Origin of the sequence: Crenothrix sp., from assembly GCF_043729335.1 — a bacterium.
GTDB lineage: Bacteria > Pseudomonadota > Gammaproteobacteria > Methylococcales > Methylomonadaceae > Crenothrix.
The window spans coordinates 67,384-84,459 of sequence record NZ_JAYTLQ010000019.1; the positions used below are offsets into that span (position 1 = coordinate 67,384).

General features: G+C 43.8%; 16 protein-coding genes. 9 read left to right on the top strand and 7 right to left on the bottom strand.

What is annotated here, in order from left to right; all coding sequences use genetic code 11:
• The first annotated feature begins 21 nt into the window (after positions 1–21).
• The 6 genes from rsfS to ACHZC4_RS05075 all read left to right on the top strand — a co-directional run bounded on the left by rsfS (position 22) and on the right by ACHZC4_RS05075 (position 6,093).
• On the top strand, positions 22–375 hold the full coding sequence (gene rsfS / locus ACHZC4_RS05050) for a ribosome silencing factor (RefSeq protein WP_394752732.1): 354 nt from the start codon (positions 22–24) through the stop codon (positions 373–375).
• A 171-nt stretch (positions 376–546) separates the two neighbouring features.
• On the top strand, positions 547–2,046 hold the full coding sequence (locus tag ACHZC4_RS05055) for an NAD(P)H-hydrate dehydratase (RefSeq protein WP_394752733.1): 1,500 nt from the start codon (positions 547–549) through the stop codon (positions 2,044–2,046).
• Positions 2,046–2,468 carry a tRNA (adenosine(37)-N6)-threonylcarbamoyltransferase complex ATPase subunit type 1 TsaE gene (tsaE, locus tag ACHZC4_RS05060; RefSeq protein ID WP_394752734.1) on the top strand — a complete coding sequence of 141 codons (423 nt, stop codon included), beginning with the start codon at positions 2,046–2,048 and terminating at the stop codon, positions 2,466–2,468. Before ACHZC4_RS05055 ends, tsaE begins: the two co-directional genes overlap by 1 nt.
• An 80-nt stretch (positions 2,469–2,548) precedes the next feature.
• A complete protein-coding gene (locus ACHZC4_RS05065) occupies positions 2,549–3,787 on the top strand; it encodes an N-acetylmuramoyl-L-alanine amidase (RefSeq protein ID WP_394752735.1) in 1,239 nt (412 codons plus the stop codon).
• A gap of 97 nt (positions 3,788–3,884) precedes the next feature.
• A complete protein-coding gene (mutL, locus tag ACHZC4_RS05070; protein ID WP_394752736.1) occupies positions 3,885–5,696 on the top strand; it encodes a DNA mismatch repair endonuclease MutL in 1,812 nt (603 codons plus the stop codon).
• Between the two features lie 136 nt (positions 5,697–5,832).
• The gene (locus ACHZC4_RS05075) at positions 5,833–6,093 is read left to right on the top strand and encodes a hypothetical protein (protein ID WP_394752737.1); all 261 of its coding nucleotides are present in this window, start codon (positions 5,833–5,835) and stop codon (positions 6,091–6,093) included.
• A 229-nt stretch (positions 6,094–6,322) separates the two neighbouring features.
• On the opposite strand, the gene ACHZC4_RS05080 is transcribed toward ACHZC4_RS05075, so the two are convergent.
• The 6 genes from ACHZC4_RS05080 to ACHZC4_RS05105 all read right to left on the bottom strand — a co-directional run bounded on the left by ACHZC4_RS05080 (position 6,323) and on the right by ACHZC4_RS05105 (position 12,160).
• Positions 6,323–6,595: a hypothetical protein gene (locus ACHZC4_RS05080; RefSeq protein ID WP_394752738.1), complete on the bottom strand. Its 273-nt coding sequence runs from the start codon at positions 6,593–6,595 to the stop codon at positions 6,323–6,325.
• A gap of 126 nt (positions 6,596–6,721) precedes the next feature.
• Positions 6,722–7,201: a hypothetical protein gene (locus ACHZC4_RS05085; protein ID WP_394752739.1), complete on the bottom strand. Its 480-nt coding sequence runs from the start codon at positions 7,199–7,201 to the stop codon at positions 6,722–6,724.
• Positions 7,202–7,250: 49 nt separating this feature from the next.
• Entirely contained in the window at positions 7,251–8,630 is a 1,380-nt protein-coding gene (locus ACHZC4_RS05090) for a sigma-54-dependent transcriptional regulator (protein WP_394752740.1), read from the bottom strand.
• 18 nt (positions 8,631–8,648) lie between these two features.
• Entirely contained in the window at positions 8,649–10,079 is a 1,431-nt protein-coding gene (locus ACHZC4_RS05095; RefSeq protein ID WP_394752741.1) for a sensor histidine kinase, read from the bottom strand.
• Between the two features lie 43 nt (positions 10,080–10,122).
• The gene (locus tag ACHZC4_RS05100; protein ID WP_394752742.1) at positions 10,123–11,496 is read right to left on the bottom strand and encodes a sensor histidine kinase N-terminal domain-containing protein; all 1,374 of its coding nucleotides are present in this window, start codon (positions 11,494–11,496) and stop codon (positions 10,123–10,125) included.
• A complete protein-coding gene (locus tag ACHZC4_RS05105; protein WP_394752743.1) occupies positions 11,489–12,160 on the bottom strand; it encodes a response regulator in 672 nt (223 codons plus the stop codon). Before ACHZC4_RS05105 ends, ACHZC4_RS05100 begins: the two co-directional genes overlap by 8 nt.
• A 153-nt stretch (positions 12,161–12,313) precedes the next feature.
• On the opposite strand from ACHZC4_RS05105, the gene ACHZC4_RS05110 reads away from it, so the two are divergent.
• The 3 genes from ACHZC4_RS05110 (at position 12,314) to ACHZC4_RS05120 (ending at position 15,187) form a co-directional block, all read left to right on the top strand.
• Complete coding sequence (locus ACHZC4_RS05110) at positions 12,314–12,967, top strand: carbonic anhydrase (protein ID WP_394752744.1); 654 nt, start codon at positions 12,314–12,316, stop codon at positions 12,965–12,967.
• A 24-nt stretch (positions 12,968–12,991) separates the two neighbouring features.
• Complete coding sequence (locus ACHZC4_RS05115; RefSeq protein WP_394752745.1) at positions 12,992–14,551, top strand: SulP family inorganic anion transporter; 1,560 nt, start codon at positions 12,992–12,994, stop codon at positions 14,549–14,551.
• A 126-nt stretch (positions 14,552–14,677) separates the two neighbouring features.
• On the top strand, positions 14,678–15,187 hold the full coding sequence (locus ACHZC4_RS05120; RefSeq protein WP_394752746.1) for a hypothetical protein: 510 nt from the start codon (positions 14,678–14,680) through the stop codon (positions 15,185–15,187).
• Positions 15,188–15,206: 19 nt separating this feature from the next.
• Here the strand turns inward: ACHZC4_RS05120 and ACHZC4_RS05125 are convergent, their stop codons facing one another.
• A complete protein-coding gene (locus tag ACHZC4_RS05125; protein WP_394752747.1) occupies positions 15,207–16,877 on the bottom strand; it encodes a SulP family inorganic anion transporter in 1,671 nt (556 codons plus the stop codon).
• Positions 16,878–17,076 lie beyond the last annotated feature (199 nt).

Genomic DNA, 17,076 nt, shown 5'->3' on the forward strand with positions numbered 1-17,076 from the left:
TTATTACTATCAGGAATTTAAATGCAAACAGAAGTGTTATTAAAGATTATCCAGGATGTTTTGGACGAGCATAAAGGACAAAATATTGTCACCTTAGATGTTATAAAAAAATCCAGTTTTACCGATTATATGGTAGTGGTTACCGGCACGTCCGACCGTCATCTACATGCACTGTGTGATTATGCGTCCGACAAAAGTAAGGAAAATGGGGTTAGGCCTTTGGGAATTGAAGGAGGCTTGGGTTCGGGCTGGGTGCTGCTTGATTTAGGCGATATCATTGTGCATGCTATGACAGATCAGGCACGGGATTTTTATCAACTTGAAAAATTATGGTCGGTAGGTGATGTAAAAGAAATTCAGAAACAGGCTGGTTGAGTTTCTTTATAGTTCCCGCGCTCCGGCGTGGGAATTCATTCGGCAGCGCTCCAGCGTTGCGTGACGTGGGAACGATGCGGATTCCTGTTTAAACCCGTAAATTCATCCGAAGCCTTTTTTATTAAAATAGCATCTGTTAAGCTGCTAAGCTTTTACATGGCGATCTATTTAATGCCAAACTTACCAGCAAAGCCAAAATTACCCACAAAAATTTACACTGTAGTGCAAATCAAAGCGCTCGAGCGTATTGCAATACAAGAGTGTGGTATTACTGGCTTAGAATTAATGAAACGCGCAGGGTCTGCGGTATTTTTGCGGCTGCGTGAAAACTGGCCTGATGCCATGCGCATTGCGGTTTTTTGTGGAGCAGGCAATAACGCAGGCGATGGCTATATTGTTGCCACGCTGGCATTACAAGCGGATTTGTCGGTAACAGTATATAGCGCTGTTTCGTGCGAAAAATTAAACGGGGATGCTTTGCTGGCTTATCAGGCTTACTGTGCGCTGCAAGGGCATGTCGAGCCTTTTCAGCCTGAGCAACCGATTGCAGCAGATGTGATTGTTGATGCGTTATTAGGCACAGGTTTGAACAAGCCTGTGATCGGTATTATGGCGCAAGCTATTGAGAATATTAATAACAGTCAAATTCCCGTTATTGCCGTTGATGTGCCTTCTGGCCTGAATGCAGATACCGGTGCAGTTATGGGGTATGCGGTGGCAGCTGATTGTACGGTTACTTTTATCGGTTTAAAACAAGGGCTGTTTACAGGGCAGGCCGCTGATTATTGTGGTGATATTTTTCATGATGGATTAGCCGTGCCCAATGCTGTTTTTGAGCAAGTTCCTTCAGTAACTTACCGTGTTACCGGAGCGCAATTACCGCCCCGTTCGAAATGTTCACATAAAGGTCATTATGGCCATGTATTAGTTATTGGTGGCGACCAAGGTTATTCCGGTGCAGCCAGACTGGCGGGTGAGGCGGCTTTACGTGTCGGTGCAGGGCTTGTCAGTATTGCTACACGCCCAGAACATGCCAGCTTAATGAATGTGGGCAGGCCAGAATTGATGTGTCATGGTATAGACACCGCTAACCAACTGGCCAAATTGTTAGATAAGGCCAGTGTGATTGTTGTCGGGCCAGGCTTAGGCCGTAGTGCCTGGGCCAAAGAATTATTTATTGCGTTAGTTAATGCCACTAATGTGCTTGATGCCCGTAAGCCATTGATTGTCGATGCCGATGCTTTATATTTGTTGGCCAATGCGCGCATAAAACATGCTGATTGGATTTTGACTCCCCACCCTGGTGAAGCCGCTCGACTCTTGCATATTTCTACCCCAGAAATAGAGCAGGATCGGTTTAGTGCAGTTACTGCCATACAAGCCCGCTATGATGGTATTGCCGTTTTGAAAGGTTCAGGTACTTTAATCGCTTCCAGTCATGATATTGCCGTTTCTAATACGGGTAATCCCGGCATGGCTTCAGGCGGTATGGGCGATGTCCTTAGCGGTATTATTGGAGGCTTGGTGGCTCAAGGTTTAACCCTGAAAGAAGCAGCACAGCAAGGCGTGTATTTACACGGTTTGGCAGCCGACAAAGCCCGTGAACATTACGGCGAAAGAGGATTATTAGCCAGCGATCTCATGTTTTTTATTAGTCAGGTGGTTGCATAATGACAAGCTATCTGGCAACGCCGGAAGATACCGAACAGTTTGGTGCTAAGCTTTGGCAGGGTTTGCCATCTAAAGCAGTGGTGTTTTTGCATGGCGATTTGGGTGCGGGTAAAACCACGCTGGTTCGAGGCTTTTTGCGGGCAGGTGGTTTTTTAGGTGCCATTAAAAGCCCAACCTACACGTTAGTTGAAGAGTACAGTATTGGTGCTCAAAAAATATTTCATTTTGATTTATATCGCCTTAGCGAACCCGAAGAGTTGGAATGGATAGGGATTAATGATTATTTTGACCAGAATAGTCTATGCTTCATAGAGTGGCCAACCAAGGGCGCAGGGTTTTTACCGATGCCGGATTATGAAATCCGTTTGATGACTCAAGGTACAGGTCGGCAAATAATAATGCAAACACTGAAGAATGTGTAAAAATAAATGATAGCTACTATTGAAAAACAATGACATACTGCTACAATCTAATCCAAATTATCACCTATTGAGTTGCAGCCATGAAAAATTTATTAAAAATTTTATTTTTCTATGCAGTGCAGTTAGTGTCTGTGCCGGTTTATGCGCAACAAGTTAATGTTCATGCATTGCGTTATGTAACACTGGAAAATAAGCTCCGGTTATTGTTTGATGTTACCGCATCACCCAAACATCACCGCGTTTTTGTACTGAATAATCCTCCTAGACTTGTGATTGATCTTACTGATACGCATGCACAAAAAAACCTGAGCCAACCTTCATCGGCGCACCCCTTATTTGCCAGTATCCGTACTGCACAGCAAAGTGATGATTTAAGAATTGTTGTTGATTTAAAAAAGCCGGTGAATGCTAAAAATTTCGGTCTAAAGTCAAGCAATGCAGACGGCCATCGTTTAATTGTCGATTTAATTGATAAAGGTTTGGCTTCTTATAAGCATGTTGAGAGTGAGCCGGTAGTTCAAATAGAAACGCCAAGAAAAATTGTACAGGCCAAACGTGATGCAAAAGATGAAAAAACAGACGAGCTAAAACCCGTTAAACGACATGGTAAACGCATTATTGTGGCGATTGATGCAGGTCATGGCGGCGAAGATCCGGGAGCAAGAGGTCCGCAAGGCACCATGGAGAAAGATGTTACTTTTTCAATCGCAAAAAAATTAAAAGCTTTTATTGATGCAGAACCCGGTATGAAGGCGGTTTTGGTTCGAAAAGGTGATTTTTATGTGGGGCTTAGAAAAAGAATGGCGATTGCCAGAGCAGTAAGAGCGGATTTGTTTATTTCAATTCACGCTGATGCGGTTCAGGATTCATCTGTAAAAGGTGCGTCTGTATTTACTTTATCTACCAAAGGTGCCAGCAGTGAAGCGGCGCGTTGGTTGGCTAACAGTGAAAATGCTTCTGAGTTGGTCGGGGGCGTTAGCCTTGATGATAAAGAAGATATGTTAGCTTCTGTCCTACTTGATTTATCGCAAAGCGCAACCCAGGAAGCCAGCAATAATGTCGCTTCTAAAATTCTGAAAAACTTTGAAAACATAGGCCAATTACATAAAGGTGATGTCCAGCAAGCCGGTTTTATGGTGTTAAAGTCACCGGATATTCCCTCCATTCTGGTTGAAACAGCGTTTATCTCCAATCCTTCCGAAGAGCTTAATTTATTAAGTAACCGCTATCAAAATAAAATGGCTTCAGCTATCTTTAGGGGCGTGGTTAATTATTTTAAACATGCCACCACTGATAATAGCAAAATGGCTGCTTTATAAAAGACGATATAACGCCGCTGTTAGGCAATCAACGCGTTTAACGCTTACATAAGTCCATTAGGTTGTATAGAATACGTATTTTGCTTTAAATCAGCTCATGCGTATTCACCTTCTCCCTCCCCAACTCATCAACCAAATTGCCGCCGGTGAAGTAGTCGAAAGGCCGTCTTCCATTGTTAAAGAATTAGTTGAAAACTGCTTTGATGCCGGTGCTAGCCAAATTGTTATTGATATAGAGCAGGGTGGTACACGACTCATTAAAATCAGAGACAATGGCTGCGGCATTGAAAAAGATGATCTGTCTTTAGCCTTATCCAGACACGCCACCAGTAAAATCGCTTCACTACACGACTTGGAACAGGTGGCCAGCATGGGCTTTCGCGGTGAAGCCTTGCCCAGCATCAGTTCCGTTGCGCGACTCACCCTAATTTCTCGTGTGGCCAATGATGAGTGTGCTTGGCGGGTGAGTGCAGATGGCTCTGAACGTGATTTTAACCCCCAGCCCGATCCGCATCCGCCAGGCACCACCGTTGATGTGCGTGATCTTTTTTATAATACTCCGGCACGGCGCAAATTCTTAAAAACCGAAAAAACTGAATTTGCCCATATAGAAACCATTGTGCAACGGCTGGCCTTAAGCAGATTTGATATTGGGCTTAGCCTTTTACATCATCAAAAAGAGATACTGACCTTAAAGCCAGCCTTTACTGATATCGAGCAAGAGCAGCGTATTGCAGGTATTTGTGGCCCTGCATTTATTGATAATGCGGTAAAAATTGATTTTGAATCGTCGGGTTTGCGCCTAAACGGTTGGGTGAGTTTGCCGACATTTTCACGCAGCCAGCAAGACATGCAGTTTTTTTATGTCAATGGTAGGCTAATTCGCGACAAGCTGGTGGCCCATGCAATCAAGCAAGCTTATCAGGATGTTTTGTTTCAGGGTCGCCATCCGGTATTCGTGCTCTATCTTACGCTTGATCCGGCTTTAATAGATGTCAACGCCCACCCCGCCAAAACGGAAGTGCGTTTTAGAGAAGGCCGGTTGGTACATGATTTTCTTTTCAGTGCCTTGCATCGATCATTGGCTAATGTACGGCCTGGAAAAACTACAGAACCGGCTTTTGCCTCGCCCACGTTTAATTCTACTTCCGTTTCCGAAAGTTCACGATTACCTCCTACACAGCCATCTTATCGTTTTCAGCGTTCACCGCAACAGGGCAATTTGCCGCTGCATGTTGCAGAAGATATGCAAACTTACGGGCAATTGCTGCATAGCGTTGTAGTTCCAGAAAATAAAGTAACGCCAGCGCAAACTGAACAGGTATACCCGCCCTTAGGTTACGCACTCGCGCATATTAGAAACATTTTTATTCTTTCCGAAACTAAGACGGGCATTATTTTAGTGGATGCGCATGCCGCCCATGAGCGTGTCACTTATGAGCGGTTAAAACAACAGTATGGCAACGGCGTTGTGCCCAGCCAGCCTTTACTATTACCCATTAAATTGACTGTAACTGCCGTAGAAGCTGATGTGGTTGAACAACAAAGTGAGTTTTTTACATCGTTAGGTTTTGAGTTGAATCGCAGCGGCCCTGAAACGATAGTTTTGCGTTCAACGCCTGCTTTGTTAGGGCAAACTGATGTGGATACCCTGATTAAGGATGTTTTGGCCGATTGGCTTGAGCATGGTATGAGCCAGCGTATACAAGAGCGGTCTAACCAGCTATTGTCTACTATGGCTTGTCATGGTGCGGTAAGAGCGCATCGACGACTGACTATAGCGGAAATGAATGCTTTGCTACGAGATATGGAACGTACTGAAAGAAGTGGCCAATGTAATCATGGGCGCCCCACTTGGGTGGAGTTATCAGAACAAGATTTGGATAAGTTTTTTCTGCGCGGACAGTAGTTCAATAATCGGATAGAAATAATAAGTCAACAGGCAAGTTTGAATTTTCAGCAATAAGCGTTGCAAACCAGGAATTTTGGGTTATCAAAATGGTCTATCTGTGTATGTTCAGTATATAGAAAGAGGAAAGCTCATTATGAAACATTTTGCATTAGCCGTTGTTTTTGCTGCAAGCATATTTGGGCTAAATGGTTGTGTGGCCTATGCCCCCCCCATTAGCTATCCTAGTGCTTATGGCGCAGCTCCCTACGGAGGTTATGGCTATGGTTATCAGCCTTACGGCTACGTAACTGTAGGATCGAGATTTTACGGCGGATATAGAGGTGGTTGGGGACGGCATCATTGGAGAGGCCGCCACTGGGGTGGTCATGGTTGGGGGAGGCATGGTTGGCGTTGATAGGTAAGTAAAGTAATAAGCCAATTTATTCAAGTTTTTAAACTATGGCATATAATAAAATATATGTCTCAGTCGCTCTTTTAAAGAAATGTCAGCCTTGCTTAACCATAAGCAGAGTCAGGATCAACAGTTAGGGTTGTATTTACTTTGATCGTGCGGATTACTTACCTCCTCACCTGTTTGTCTTAAATTTGGGGTGATTGTCATGCTAATATTTTTTAAATGTTCCCTAAAGTATTTTAAGCCGCAAGCGTTCAAGGAGTGCTAATCCCACCGATTCTTTTTTGCCTTTTAGCGTTAGGATATTAGCCTTTTTATTAGTTTTTAGAGCATCGGCAATTTCACCAAGCATAGCGACCTTATCAGCTTGGTGGGTATACATTGTCGATGTTTTTTTGGCTGTTGCCATGATTCCTTCATCGCACTTACTATCCTGCGACCATTCCAGTTCTTTCTGAAATTTATTCAATAGGTTCCAAGGTCTATACTTTATGAGGGTCATGTGCATTTCTCCAGGGACAATATTTAAAAAGGGGGCAAGTTTTCAGCTTACAACAAATTGCATCTTTAATCTTGATCTAAATCAAGAGAACGGCATATATGTATAATTGTATTGCATTTTAAATTGTTATTTAACATTTTGAGCTAAATCTATTCCCCACTTGGCTTGCAGATAATCATGCCGGCTATCAAAAATTAATTTCAATTTTTTACCAATGAGCATAGCGTGTAATAGTTGGCCTAACCACGCAAATGGCATGGTGTAAAACACAATATCCTCTAATAATATACCAGCGTTATTTTGAGTTAAAACCACTTCATGGCTCCAAAACTTGAAAGGGCCTACACGTTGTTGATAAATAAAACGCTTGGGCTTTTCACAATGGCTCACTTCCGATAACCATTCCATCGGTATGCCAAACACCGCTTTCATCCGATAGCTGATCATTAAACCGGCATAGATATCGTCAGGCACTGGCGACGTAATATCAACGTTGAAAAAATCCGGTGTAATTTGGTTTAAGTAATAGGGTGAGGAGAAAAATGCCCAAGCTTGTTCAATGTTTAAGGATAATTGTTGTTGGCGGTAGAGTTGGTAGATTTTCATGATTGGGGTGGAAAGCACCAACTTAATTAAAAGGGGGTTCTGCAAATGACTAAAGATTATACTTTCGTACCCGATAGCGCAAAGTTTCCCGTGTAGTGCCTAACGCCCTGGCCGCCGCCACCAGATTATTATCGGTTTTTTCCAAAGCCATTTTAATAATGTAACAATCGATATCATCCAAGGCCATACTGCCATCTAGCGGCAAGTAAATACTGTATTCTGAGTTCACCCCATAGTTTGCAGGATTATTTTCCTGTTTAGGTAGATTCAACCATTGTTCAGGAAATACCTCACCATCAGCAAACAATACACAACGCTCAATAACATTGCGTAGTTCCCGCACATTACCGGGCCAATAATGCGCTTTTAATTTTTTCCAAACTGTAGCGGGAATATCGGTTACGCGGCGACCTGCCTTAGCGTTATATTCAGCAACAAACAACGGCACGAGTTCATCCAAATCTTCTATTGCTTCGCGCAATGGTGGCAGCATCACTTTAAACACGCTTAGCCTATGATACAAATCAGCACGAAAACTACCGGTTTGTGCCATTTTTTCTAAATCCCGATTACTGGCGGCGATAATCTGAACATCCACTGAAATTTCTTTTTCTCCACCTAAGCGGCGGATCTTATGATCTTCAATCGCTTTGAGCAATTTGGCCTGTAAATCTAAGGGCATTTCGCCGATTTCATCCATAAATAACGTACCGCCAGCGGCCTGCTCCAGTAAGCCTCTATGACGGCCCGTCGCCCCCGTGAAGGCTCCTGCTTCATGACCAAATAATTCCGATTCCAGTAATTCGCGGGGTAAGGCGGCGCAATTGACTTCAATTAACGATTGAAGCGCACGCGGGCCACCGTAATGTAAAATGCGTGCCGTTAAGCCTTTACCAGTACCGGTTTCACCGCCAATAATCAACGCACTAAAGGGCACTTGGGTTAACTTGGACAGCATTTTCCGAACGGTTTGCGCGTGGCTGCTGTGCCCCACATAAGCATCCGGTGAATAACCGAGTTGCCGGTTTTTGGTTTGCTCGCTAATGCGACGTTGAATAGTTGCACCGCGTGCTGCACTGGCGACAATTAAATCTAGATGGTCTAAATCACAGGGTTTTTCCAGAAAATCATAAGCCCCAAGCCGTAACGCCCTCACCGAATCAGGTACACTGCCGTAACCGGTTAAAAACAGCCATTCGGCGTAATCGATATTATTTTTTACGGACTCCATAAAATCCAAAGCATTGCCGTCTGGTAGATTCATGTCGGAAATAATCAGCAATGGGCCTATTTTCTTTTTAAGCAACAAGTCTTTTGCTTGCGCCAGAGTAGTCGCCAATACCACTTCCCACCCTGAATTTTGGTAGTGCCGCGATAACTCTGCGCCTAACAGCTTTTCGTCCTCAATAACAAGTAAAGTTTCGATCACTACTATAACTCCAAAAAATCAAGCATCGGGTAAAAATAATAACACACAGGCACCGTGAGTCCTCTGGTTAGCCAATTTGATAGTGCCGCCCAGATCTCTAATAAAGCGCTGCACCATAGCAAGCCCCAATCCGGTACCTTGGGTGTGGCTGGTACGAAAAGGCCGGATACCATAATCGAGCATCTCCTGGGAAAAACCGCTGCCGTTATCGGCGACTTGAATAGTTAAACCCAGTCTATCTTTATGGGCTTTAATGGCGATGGTATCGCCTTGTGTAGACATGGCACCTGCGGCATTCAGGATAAGATTTAACAAAATTTGCCGTATTTCCGATTCCGGTAAAAATACTAACAGCGGTGCTGGTGCATCAACGTCTATATTAATATGCTGGGCAATTTGGTAACGGGCGAGAATAACCAAGTCACGGATTAATACGCTTAAATCGAAATGTGAGGCCGCTTCGGGTGCATGTTTGCTTTGGTCAAGCATTCTATTAAGCAAGCGTGTCAAACGCTTTAGCTCATCATCAATCATCTGCATTCTTTCAGTTTGATTTTTGTCATCAATTTCCCTGCGTAAGTTACTGAATGCCATTTGAATGCCCGCCAAAGGATTGCGGATTTCATGCGCCAGTTCGGCGGCAACTTCGCCGATTGCCGCCAGCCGTTCGGCCCGTGCCAGGCTGTATTGTTGCTCTAATATCGCCTGCGTTGCCAAGCGCACTTCGCGTTGCAGGGATTGCGCGTGCAGACGGTTAGCTTCTTCCAGATCGGCAAGATGAGCGACCATGTGGTTGTAGCTGTCGAACACCGGCAGCAGTAACGGATCAAGATGGTGTATGGCGATAGGCGTGTAGCTTTCTTCGGTGAGCTTTTCCAATAGTTGCCGCAAATCGTTAAGCGGATGCAAAATTCTAAAATGCAAAAATAACATGGCGCCCAGCAAGATCAGAACAAACACTAATAACGCGACATAAAGCTCAGTTTGGGTTTCAAGGTTGATGTCTTCCAGCATGTTTTCACGTTGTAAGCCTTCCTTATCCAAGGTCTCATTCATCGCGTTAAGTACCGCTGATAAACGCTGATGTTTTTCTGGCCGTTCCAGTGAGCCAATATCAGCCAACATTGATTCTATTTTCTGCAAATTCTCCCGCGTCATGGTGGATAAATGCCGTTGGTCCGTCATTAGTTCTTGCATTTTCTTCAAGGTGGTATTGAGCTCCACTGGCGGCACGCTACTATCAGATTCGGTTAGATAATCGAAAACCGACTGTTGCAATCCTACAGATACATTTTGAATGCGATGAGAATAGTTGACGTAGGACACCACCGTTTGAAAGTGATGCACGTTACGCCAAATCATGCCACCCAAAATAGCCAATGCCAGTAATAAAAGTCCAAGAAAAACCAGGCCTCGGCGTTGAGCGGGACGGTAAAAAATGGGCTGCATAGCATCTCCAAATAAAAGTTAAAGCATTGAACCTGCTGAATGTTTATGATGTGGTTTTAGCAAACACCACCACAATACGCGTTCCACCAGTAGTTATAGTGTCTAATTCAAGATACGCTTTGTGCAAGTCGGCAATCTCCTTAACAATTGCCAATCCCAATCCACAGCCATTACCCGGACTGTTCGGCATACGATAAAAACGCTCAAAAATTTTATTTTTTTCACTGTCAGGAATGCCAGGGCCATCGTCTTCAACCGTTAAACTGGCTGTCGGGAAATGATTAAGTTTGACGACAATATTGCCACCCTTGTATCCGTAAGTAATGGCATTATCCAGAAGATTAGTCAGTAACTCCCCTAACAAGATCTCATCGCCAAGAATAAAAATCGAGTGTTCGCTAGATTCCAGGCTTAACTCTATTCGACGTTGCAAGGCCTTGGGGACCCAATCGATACAAACTGCCTTAATCACACTATAAAGATTGACCGGTTTTAATTCATTCATGCCATCAATAGGCCCTGACTTTGCCAATACCAACAATTGGGTAACCGTGTGCGATAAACGGTCCGCTGAATTTTGCATTTGCAACAGGGCTGGCTTCATTGCCGACAAATCTTGTTCACGTAACGCTCGCTCTGCCTGCACAACCAAGCCAGCCAAAGGGGTGCGTAATTGATGTGCCGCATTGGCAATAAATTGTTGCTGGGCATCAATAGCGATGGTCAAGCGTTCAAACAAGCCATTAATGGTATCGGTAAGTGCGCGAACTTCCAAAAAAACATGGGCTTCCTGAATAGGGCTTAAGTCGCGTGAAGAACGTTGTGTAATTTTATCGGCTAACACATGCAGAGGCTGCAAGCCGCGTTTCAAACCTATCAACAAACAAAGGCTGGCAATAACAACCAAGACAAATTGTGGTATCAAATCAGCCAAAAGAATATCGATCATCATTTGCTGGCGCTTATTGAGGGTTTCCGCCACATGAACAAAAAGCTTGTCCGGCGTTTCCTTTTTCAGCACCTGCATGGACACCACACGTACCGGTTCGCCATTAATGTCGGCCTTAAAAAAAACCGGATGCGCCCAATCTACCGGCTCTACAGCCTCCGGTACTAACGCATCTCCGGCCAGCAAACCTTTTGTGGCTGAACTGATTTTGAAATATGTTTTATCCAGATCATCCCATTTGATGATCTCCAGTGCTGCGGGTGGGAGCTCAACAATTATATCGGCATCCTTAACTTTAATTTCCTGTGCCAAAGAACGTGCCGAGTCCAGCAACCAGCCATCATAGGTTTTATCCACATAATGCAGGGTAACAAAATAAGATAAAACCGACTCCAGCGAAATAAAAAAAATCAACGGTATAATCAGGCGAAACAGAATTCCGGTTTTAAGACTTTTCCTTTTAGGCATCGCTGATCTCCAATAAATAGCCCAGGCCGCGCAGGGTTCTTATTACTCCCCCATAAGGCTCTATACGTTTTCTGACCCGATGGATGTATACCTCAATGGCATTGTCGGCGAGTGCATCGCCTTCCGTGGGTAAGCGCTGTGCCAGCCGGTCTTTACAAACAACTTTCCCTGCCTGTAGCAACAGTATTTCCAGCACGGCGTATTCGCGCGGCGATAGCATCATATCCTGACCATCGGCCAGAATCCGATGGTCATGGGTATTAAGAGCCAGGCGGCCAAGCACAATATCATTATGAAAGCCGCCGTAGCAACGTCTGATCAGCGCATGGATTCTGGCCTCCAATTCCCTAAGTTCAAAGGGCTTGGTCATATAGTCATCAGCTCCCTGCTCAATGCCTTGTATTCTGTCGTTGATGCCATCGCGTGCCGTTAAAATTAATATTGGCATAGGGACTTTACGCCGCCGTAATTGCCGTAATAACGCTAACCCATCCATATCTGGCAAGCCTAAGTCCAGCACGATCAAATCGAAATCTTGTGCCAGCATCAGATGCTCGGCGTAAGCGCCGGTTGTTGCACACGTCACCGAATAGCCACTTTTGCTTAAGGTATATAATAAGCCATCCGCTAATACGGCATCATCTTCTACTAGCAAAATGTTCATTTAGCTGCTCAGTTAGCATTGAAAGGTTGTTGAAAGGTTGTGTGCATACACTAAGCTCATATTAAACGTTATTAAGGTTTTGATCAAAATCATCAGCCTGAAATAAATTACTCAAAATAAATCAAGCCATTTGAATCATGGAGCGAATACAATATGCAATCGTTTGAAAAATTATTATTGGAAAACAAGGCGTGGGCGGCAGAAAAAAAACGGGTGGATCCTAAGTTTTTTGAACAGTCGGCAAAAGCGCAAAACCCTGAATTTCTCTGGATAGGCTGCTCAGATAGCCGCGTACCTGCCGAAATTATCGTCAATGCCGAACCCGGAGAAATTTTTATACACCGCAATATCGCCAATCAAATGGTAGAGACCGATTTTAATTCGCTCAGCGTTTTGCAATATGCGGTCTCTGTATTAGATGTCAAGCACGTTATCATTTGTGGCCATTACAATTGCGGCGGTATTAAGGCGGCTTTAGGCAAACAAAACCCTAATCTGGTCATTACCAACAAATGGCTGATGCATATTAAGGATATTTACCGTTTCCATAAAAATGAAATTGATGCCTTACCCACCGAAGAACAACGTGTTAATCGATTGGCTGAACTCAATGTGATTGAACAGGTAAAAACTATCTCCCATACCTCAATTATTCAAGGTGCCTGGCACAATCATCAGCGCCCTGTGCTGCACGGCTGGATATATGGCTTATCTGATGGCTTACTGAAGCGACTTATTACACTCTATCCAGACACCCCTCTTGACCCTGTCTATAAGTATGATTTTCAAACAGAGCGCACCTATTAACTATTTAATAACTAACTCAATATAATGCATAAACACATCGGCTTCTATGCAAAGCATTTAAGGAGCGATATTCCCGCTGGTCTTGTCGTATTTTTGGTCGCGTTGCCGCTTTGTCTCGGTGTGGCCTTAGCCTCTGGCGCACCGCTGTTTTCAGGATTAATCGCCGGTATGGTGGGCGGTTTGGTTGTTGCGTGGGCAAGTGGTTCTCAGTTAAGTGTTTCAGGCCCTGCCGCTGGATTAACGGTTATCGTTTTTAACGCGATTGAAAGCCTGGGCAGTTTTCCTGGTTTCCTGGTGGCTGTTGTGCTGGCTGGGTTTCTTCAGCTTGTGTTCGGTTTTCTGAGGGCAGGCATCATCAGTGCCTATTTTCCTTCCTCGGTTATTAAGGGCATGTTGGCGGCCATCGGTTTAATACTCATCATGAAGCAATTACCCCATGCAATTGGTTACGATGCCAGTTTTGAAGGCGATGAAAGCTATATGCAGGAAACCGCATCTTCAACGGTCGAAGAGTTACTGAGTGCGTTACACTTGATTTCACCAGGCGCAACACTGGTTAGTGTAGCGGCATTGCTAATATTGATACTGTGGGAAGCTGCTTTTATTAAACGCATTGCTGCGTTAAGAATGATTCCTGGTGCCTTGATCGCGGTTATCTGGGGTGTAACTTACAATGCCGTAGCTTTAATTAAAGCCCCTGACTGGGCAATCTCCAGCAAGCACTTAGTGTCACTGCCGGTAACAGACAATCCAACGGCATTTCTTCAGCTGTTTACTTTCCCTGATTTCAGCTTTCTAAGCAATCCGCAGGTGTATAGCATAGCGGTAACCTTAGCGATTATTGCCAGCTTGGAAACCTTATTAAGCCTGGAAGCGGTGGATAAAATGGATCCTATAAAACGGGTTGCACCGACCAACCGGGAACTGAAAGCTCAAGGCGTTGGCAATATGCTCAGTGGTTTGATTGGTGGTTTGCCAATAACAGCCGTGATAGTGCGCAGTGCCGCCAATGTCAATGCCGGTGCTCAGAGCAAAGTGTCTTCTTTTGTTCACGGCCTGTTATTACTTTGCAGTGTTATGTTTTTTGCCCGCTTTCTTAATCATATTCCGTTGTCTTGTCTTGCGGCTATTTTGTTGCAAACCGGCTATAAACTGGCAAAACCTAAGCTTTTTATGGAGTTTTTCCATAAAGGCTGGAATCAGTTGATTCCGTTTGTCGCCACTATTGCAGCAATATTGTTGACTGATTTATTGAAAGGTATCATCGTCGGCATATTGATCGGCCTGTACTATGTCATCCGCGCCAATCACCATGCCGCTATTTCAATGAGGCAATCAGGCAATCACTATTTGTTGAAATTAAATAAGGATGTCAGTTTTCTTAATCGGGCATTGCTAAGAAAGTTTTTCGATCGGATTGAGGAGGGCAGTACTTTGATTATTGATGGCTCGAAAACACGGTTTATCGACCATGATATTCTCGAAACCATTGAAGATTTCTTACAGGCCGCGCCAGATGCCAATATAAAAGTGGAAACCATCGACTTAAAAGGCAAAGAAAAAATTAAATATTTGGAGGACTAATCCAACCCCCCAAATATTATCGATTCGTCACCGTGAAAGGGTTGGTGTTGGGTAGGCTAAATGCTCGCAAGGCAGAAAACAAGGTAGCTACTTTATGCCAGCCCTTTCACGGTGAAAACTTAATAGATGATTCTACAGCAGAGCTATCATTTGTTAATCAGACAACTGGATTATATGAGGCTAACTATTATGGTATTGCCAAGACTTTCAATCAACAATCCTAAAGCCATTATAAAACTGGTATTAATACTGGTCGCCTTGGTTTTATACGACACGCTATGGGATTTGTTTTTATCGCTACTCCATTTTGTGTTGGGAACCCTTCATATCTTGTTCGAGTTTTGCGAACACACGCTCGAAAGGCTTATTGAACATATTTTTCACGCCGATCCACGCACCGCTGAAATTATTGTCTTTTATATCATACTCAGCATCGGCGCTTACGTTGCGTTTAAATTGATGCAGGCGTTACCACAGTGGTATGGCAAATTAGCTGAACAACTGACTGACTACTGGCACAACGAAAAAACCAGAACCGTAAGCTATTGGCAACATCAACCTACTGCCGAAAAAATAAAATGGAGTTCGATTTTTATTACCAGCACATTTTTCATGTTTCTTTGGATTTTTAGCTAAGCTGGACATATCATGCGCATTAACCTCCAGTGTCCGGTTTAGTTTCCCTATACCGCAATTGCCTCGCTGCCAACGGATGTTCTGAGTAAGGCAAATGGCTATCCAGGCCAGTAAATTCGCATGAACCACCACGCGCTTCATAATTGTGTTGAAAATCATGAAAAAACTCCATGACGGTATGGTCAATCAGCGTGGTGCGATTGAGCAGGAACACCACCGACTTACCGTTTTCCAATTTAGCCAGCGCATTTTTTAAGGACAGGAAATTGGAGAAAATAACCGCATCTTTGATTTCAACCACATAAGAATCTGCCTGGGTCGAATCAATATTAAAATGAATTTTATACAAGTTCTCAAATTTGATTCCGCGTGCCAAGTGGATTGCAAATTTAGCGACAACCCCCATCGCGACACCGATCAGTAAATCGGTTGCGATGACACCCACAATGGTAATCACGAACAAAAATAATTGTTCAATACCTATGCCCATCACTTTGGCAAATGCTTGCGGTGATGCTAGACGAAAGCCGGTAAATACTAATAGCGCCGCCAGTGAAGCCAGCGGGATACTGTGAATTAAACGCGGGAACAACATCACAAATAACAGTAACAGCGCGCCATGGAAAAAATTAGCCCAGCCGGTTTTTGCACCGTTATTTACATTAGCAGAGCTACGTACAATTTCCGCAATCATGGGTAAACCACCCAATAAGCCACACAGAAAGTTGCCTATACCTACAGCCGTTAAATCTTTATCCAGATTAGAATGGCGTTTGTAGGGGTCTAATTTGTCAACTGCCATTGCACTCAGCAAACTTTCCAAACTACCTACCAGACCAATAGCAACAACCGCTTCCCAAAATTCCAGAGATGCTATCTTGGAAAAGTCAGGAAAATAAAAGCTGGACATAAAATTATTAGAAATGGCTACTAAAAATTTTGGGCCAACAGTGGCTTCATGGTGTGGCAAAAAAGTCGCATCCGGCAAAAACAGGTACATGTGTTGATGTTCTAAATCAAAATATTTTGCCAATGCAATACCTACCAAGACCACAATCAGTGGTGCAGGAATCATCTTTAGCGTGGGATTTTTAACTTGTGACCACACAATTAAAATGGCTAAACCGGTAAAGCCAATCATGGCAATTTCAGGATTCAGATTCATCAGGCTGTGGGGGATTTGCGCCATGGTACTCATCAGGCTGCCTTTTTCCGGCGTAACGCCTAGTACGACATGGATCTGTTTGGTCATGATGATAATGCCAATCGCGGCTAACATCCCGTGTATGACTGATGCCGGGAAAAACGAACTTAATCGACCCGCTTTAAACACTCCCATACCAATTTGCAAGACACTGGCAATCACAATGGCCGCCAAAGTATACCGGTAACCCGCCATCGCATCGCCTTCGCCCAAGCTTTGTACGGCATCTAAAACAACAACAATCAAGCCCGCCGCTGGACCATTAATAGTGACATACGAGCCACTGAGACGCGAAACCACCAAGCCACCTATTATGGCGGTAATAATTCCGGCGGAAGGTGGGAAACCAGATGCCATCGATATGCCGAGACATAACGGTAAGGCAATCAAAAAAACCAGAAAACCGGACAGTAAATCACTGCGCCAATTTTCTTTTAAACCGGCAAAACCGGTTTTTGGTACATCAGACAACAGGGCGTTGCTCATATAAAAACCTCATTATTATTGAATACACATCATTTTTATTTAAAGTTATAGCGATAAGCGTGCCAATATCAATAAATAATAGCAATGCATTGATAAATAATAACTAATTGATTTTTGGGTTTTATTTTTTTTTATCAATACGTTCTTGCCGGTTCAAATAAACCATAGCTGTGGTTTATTTGAACCATTTCTGCGCTTA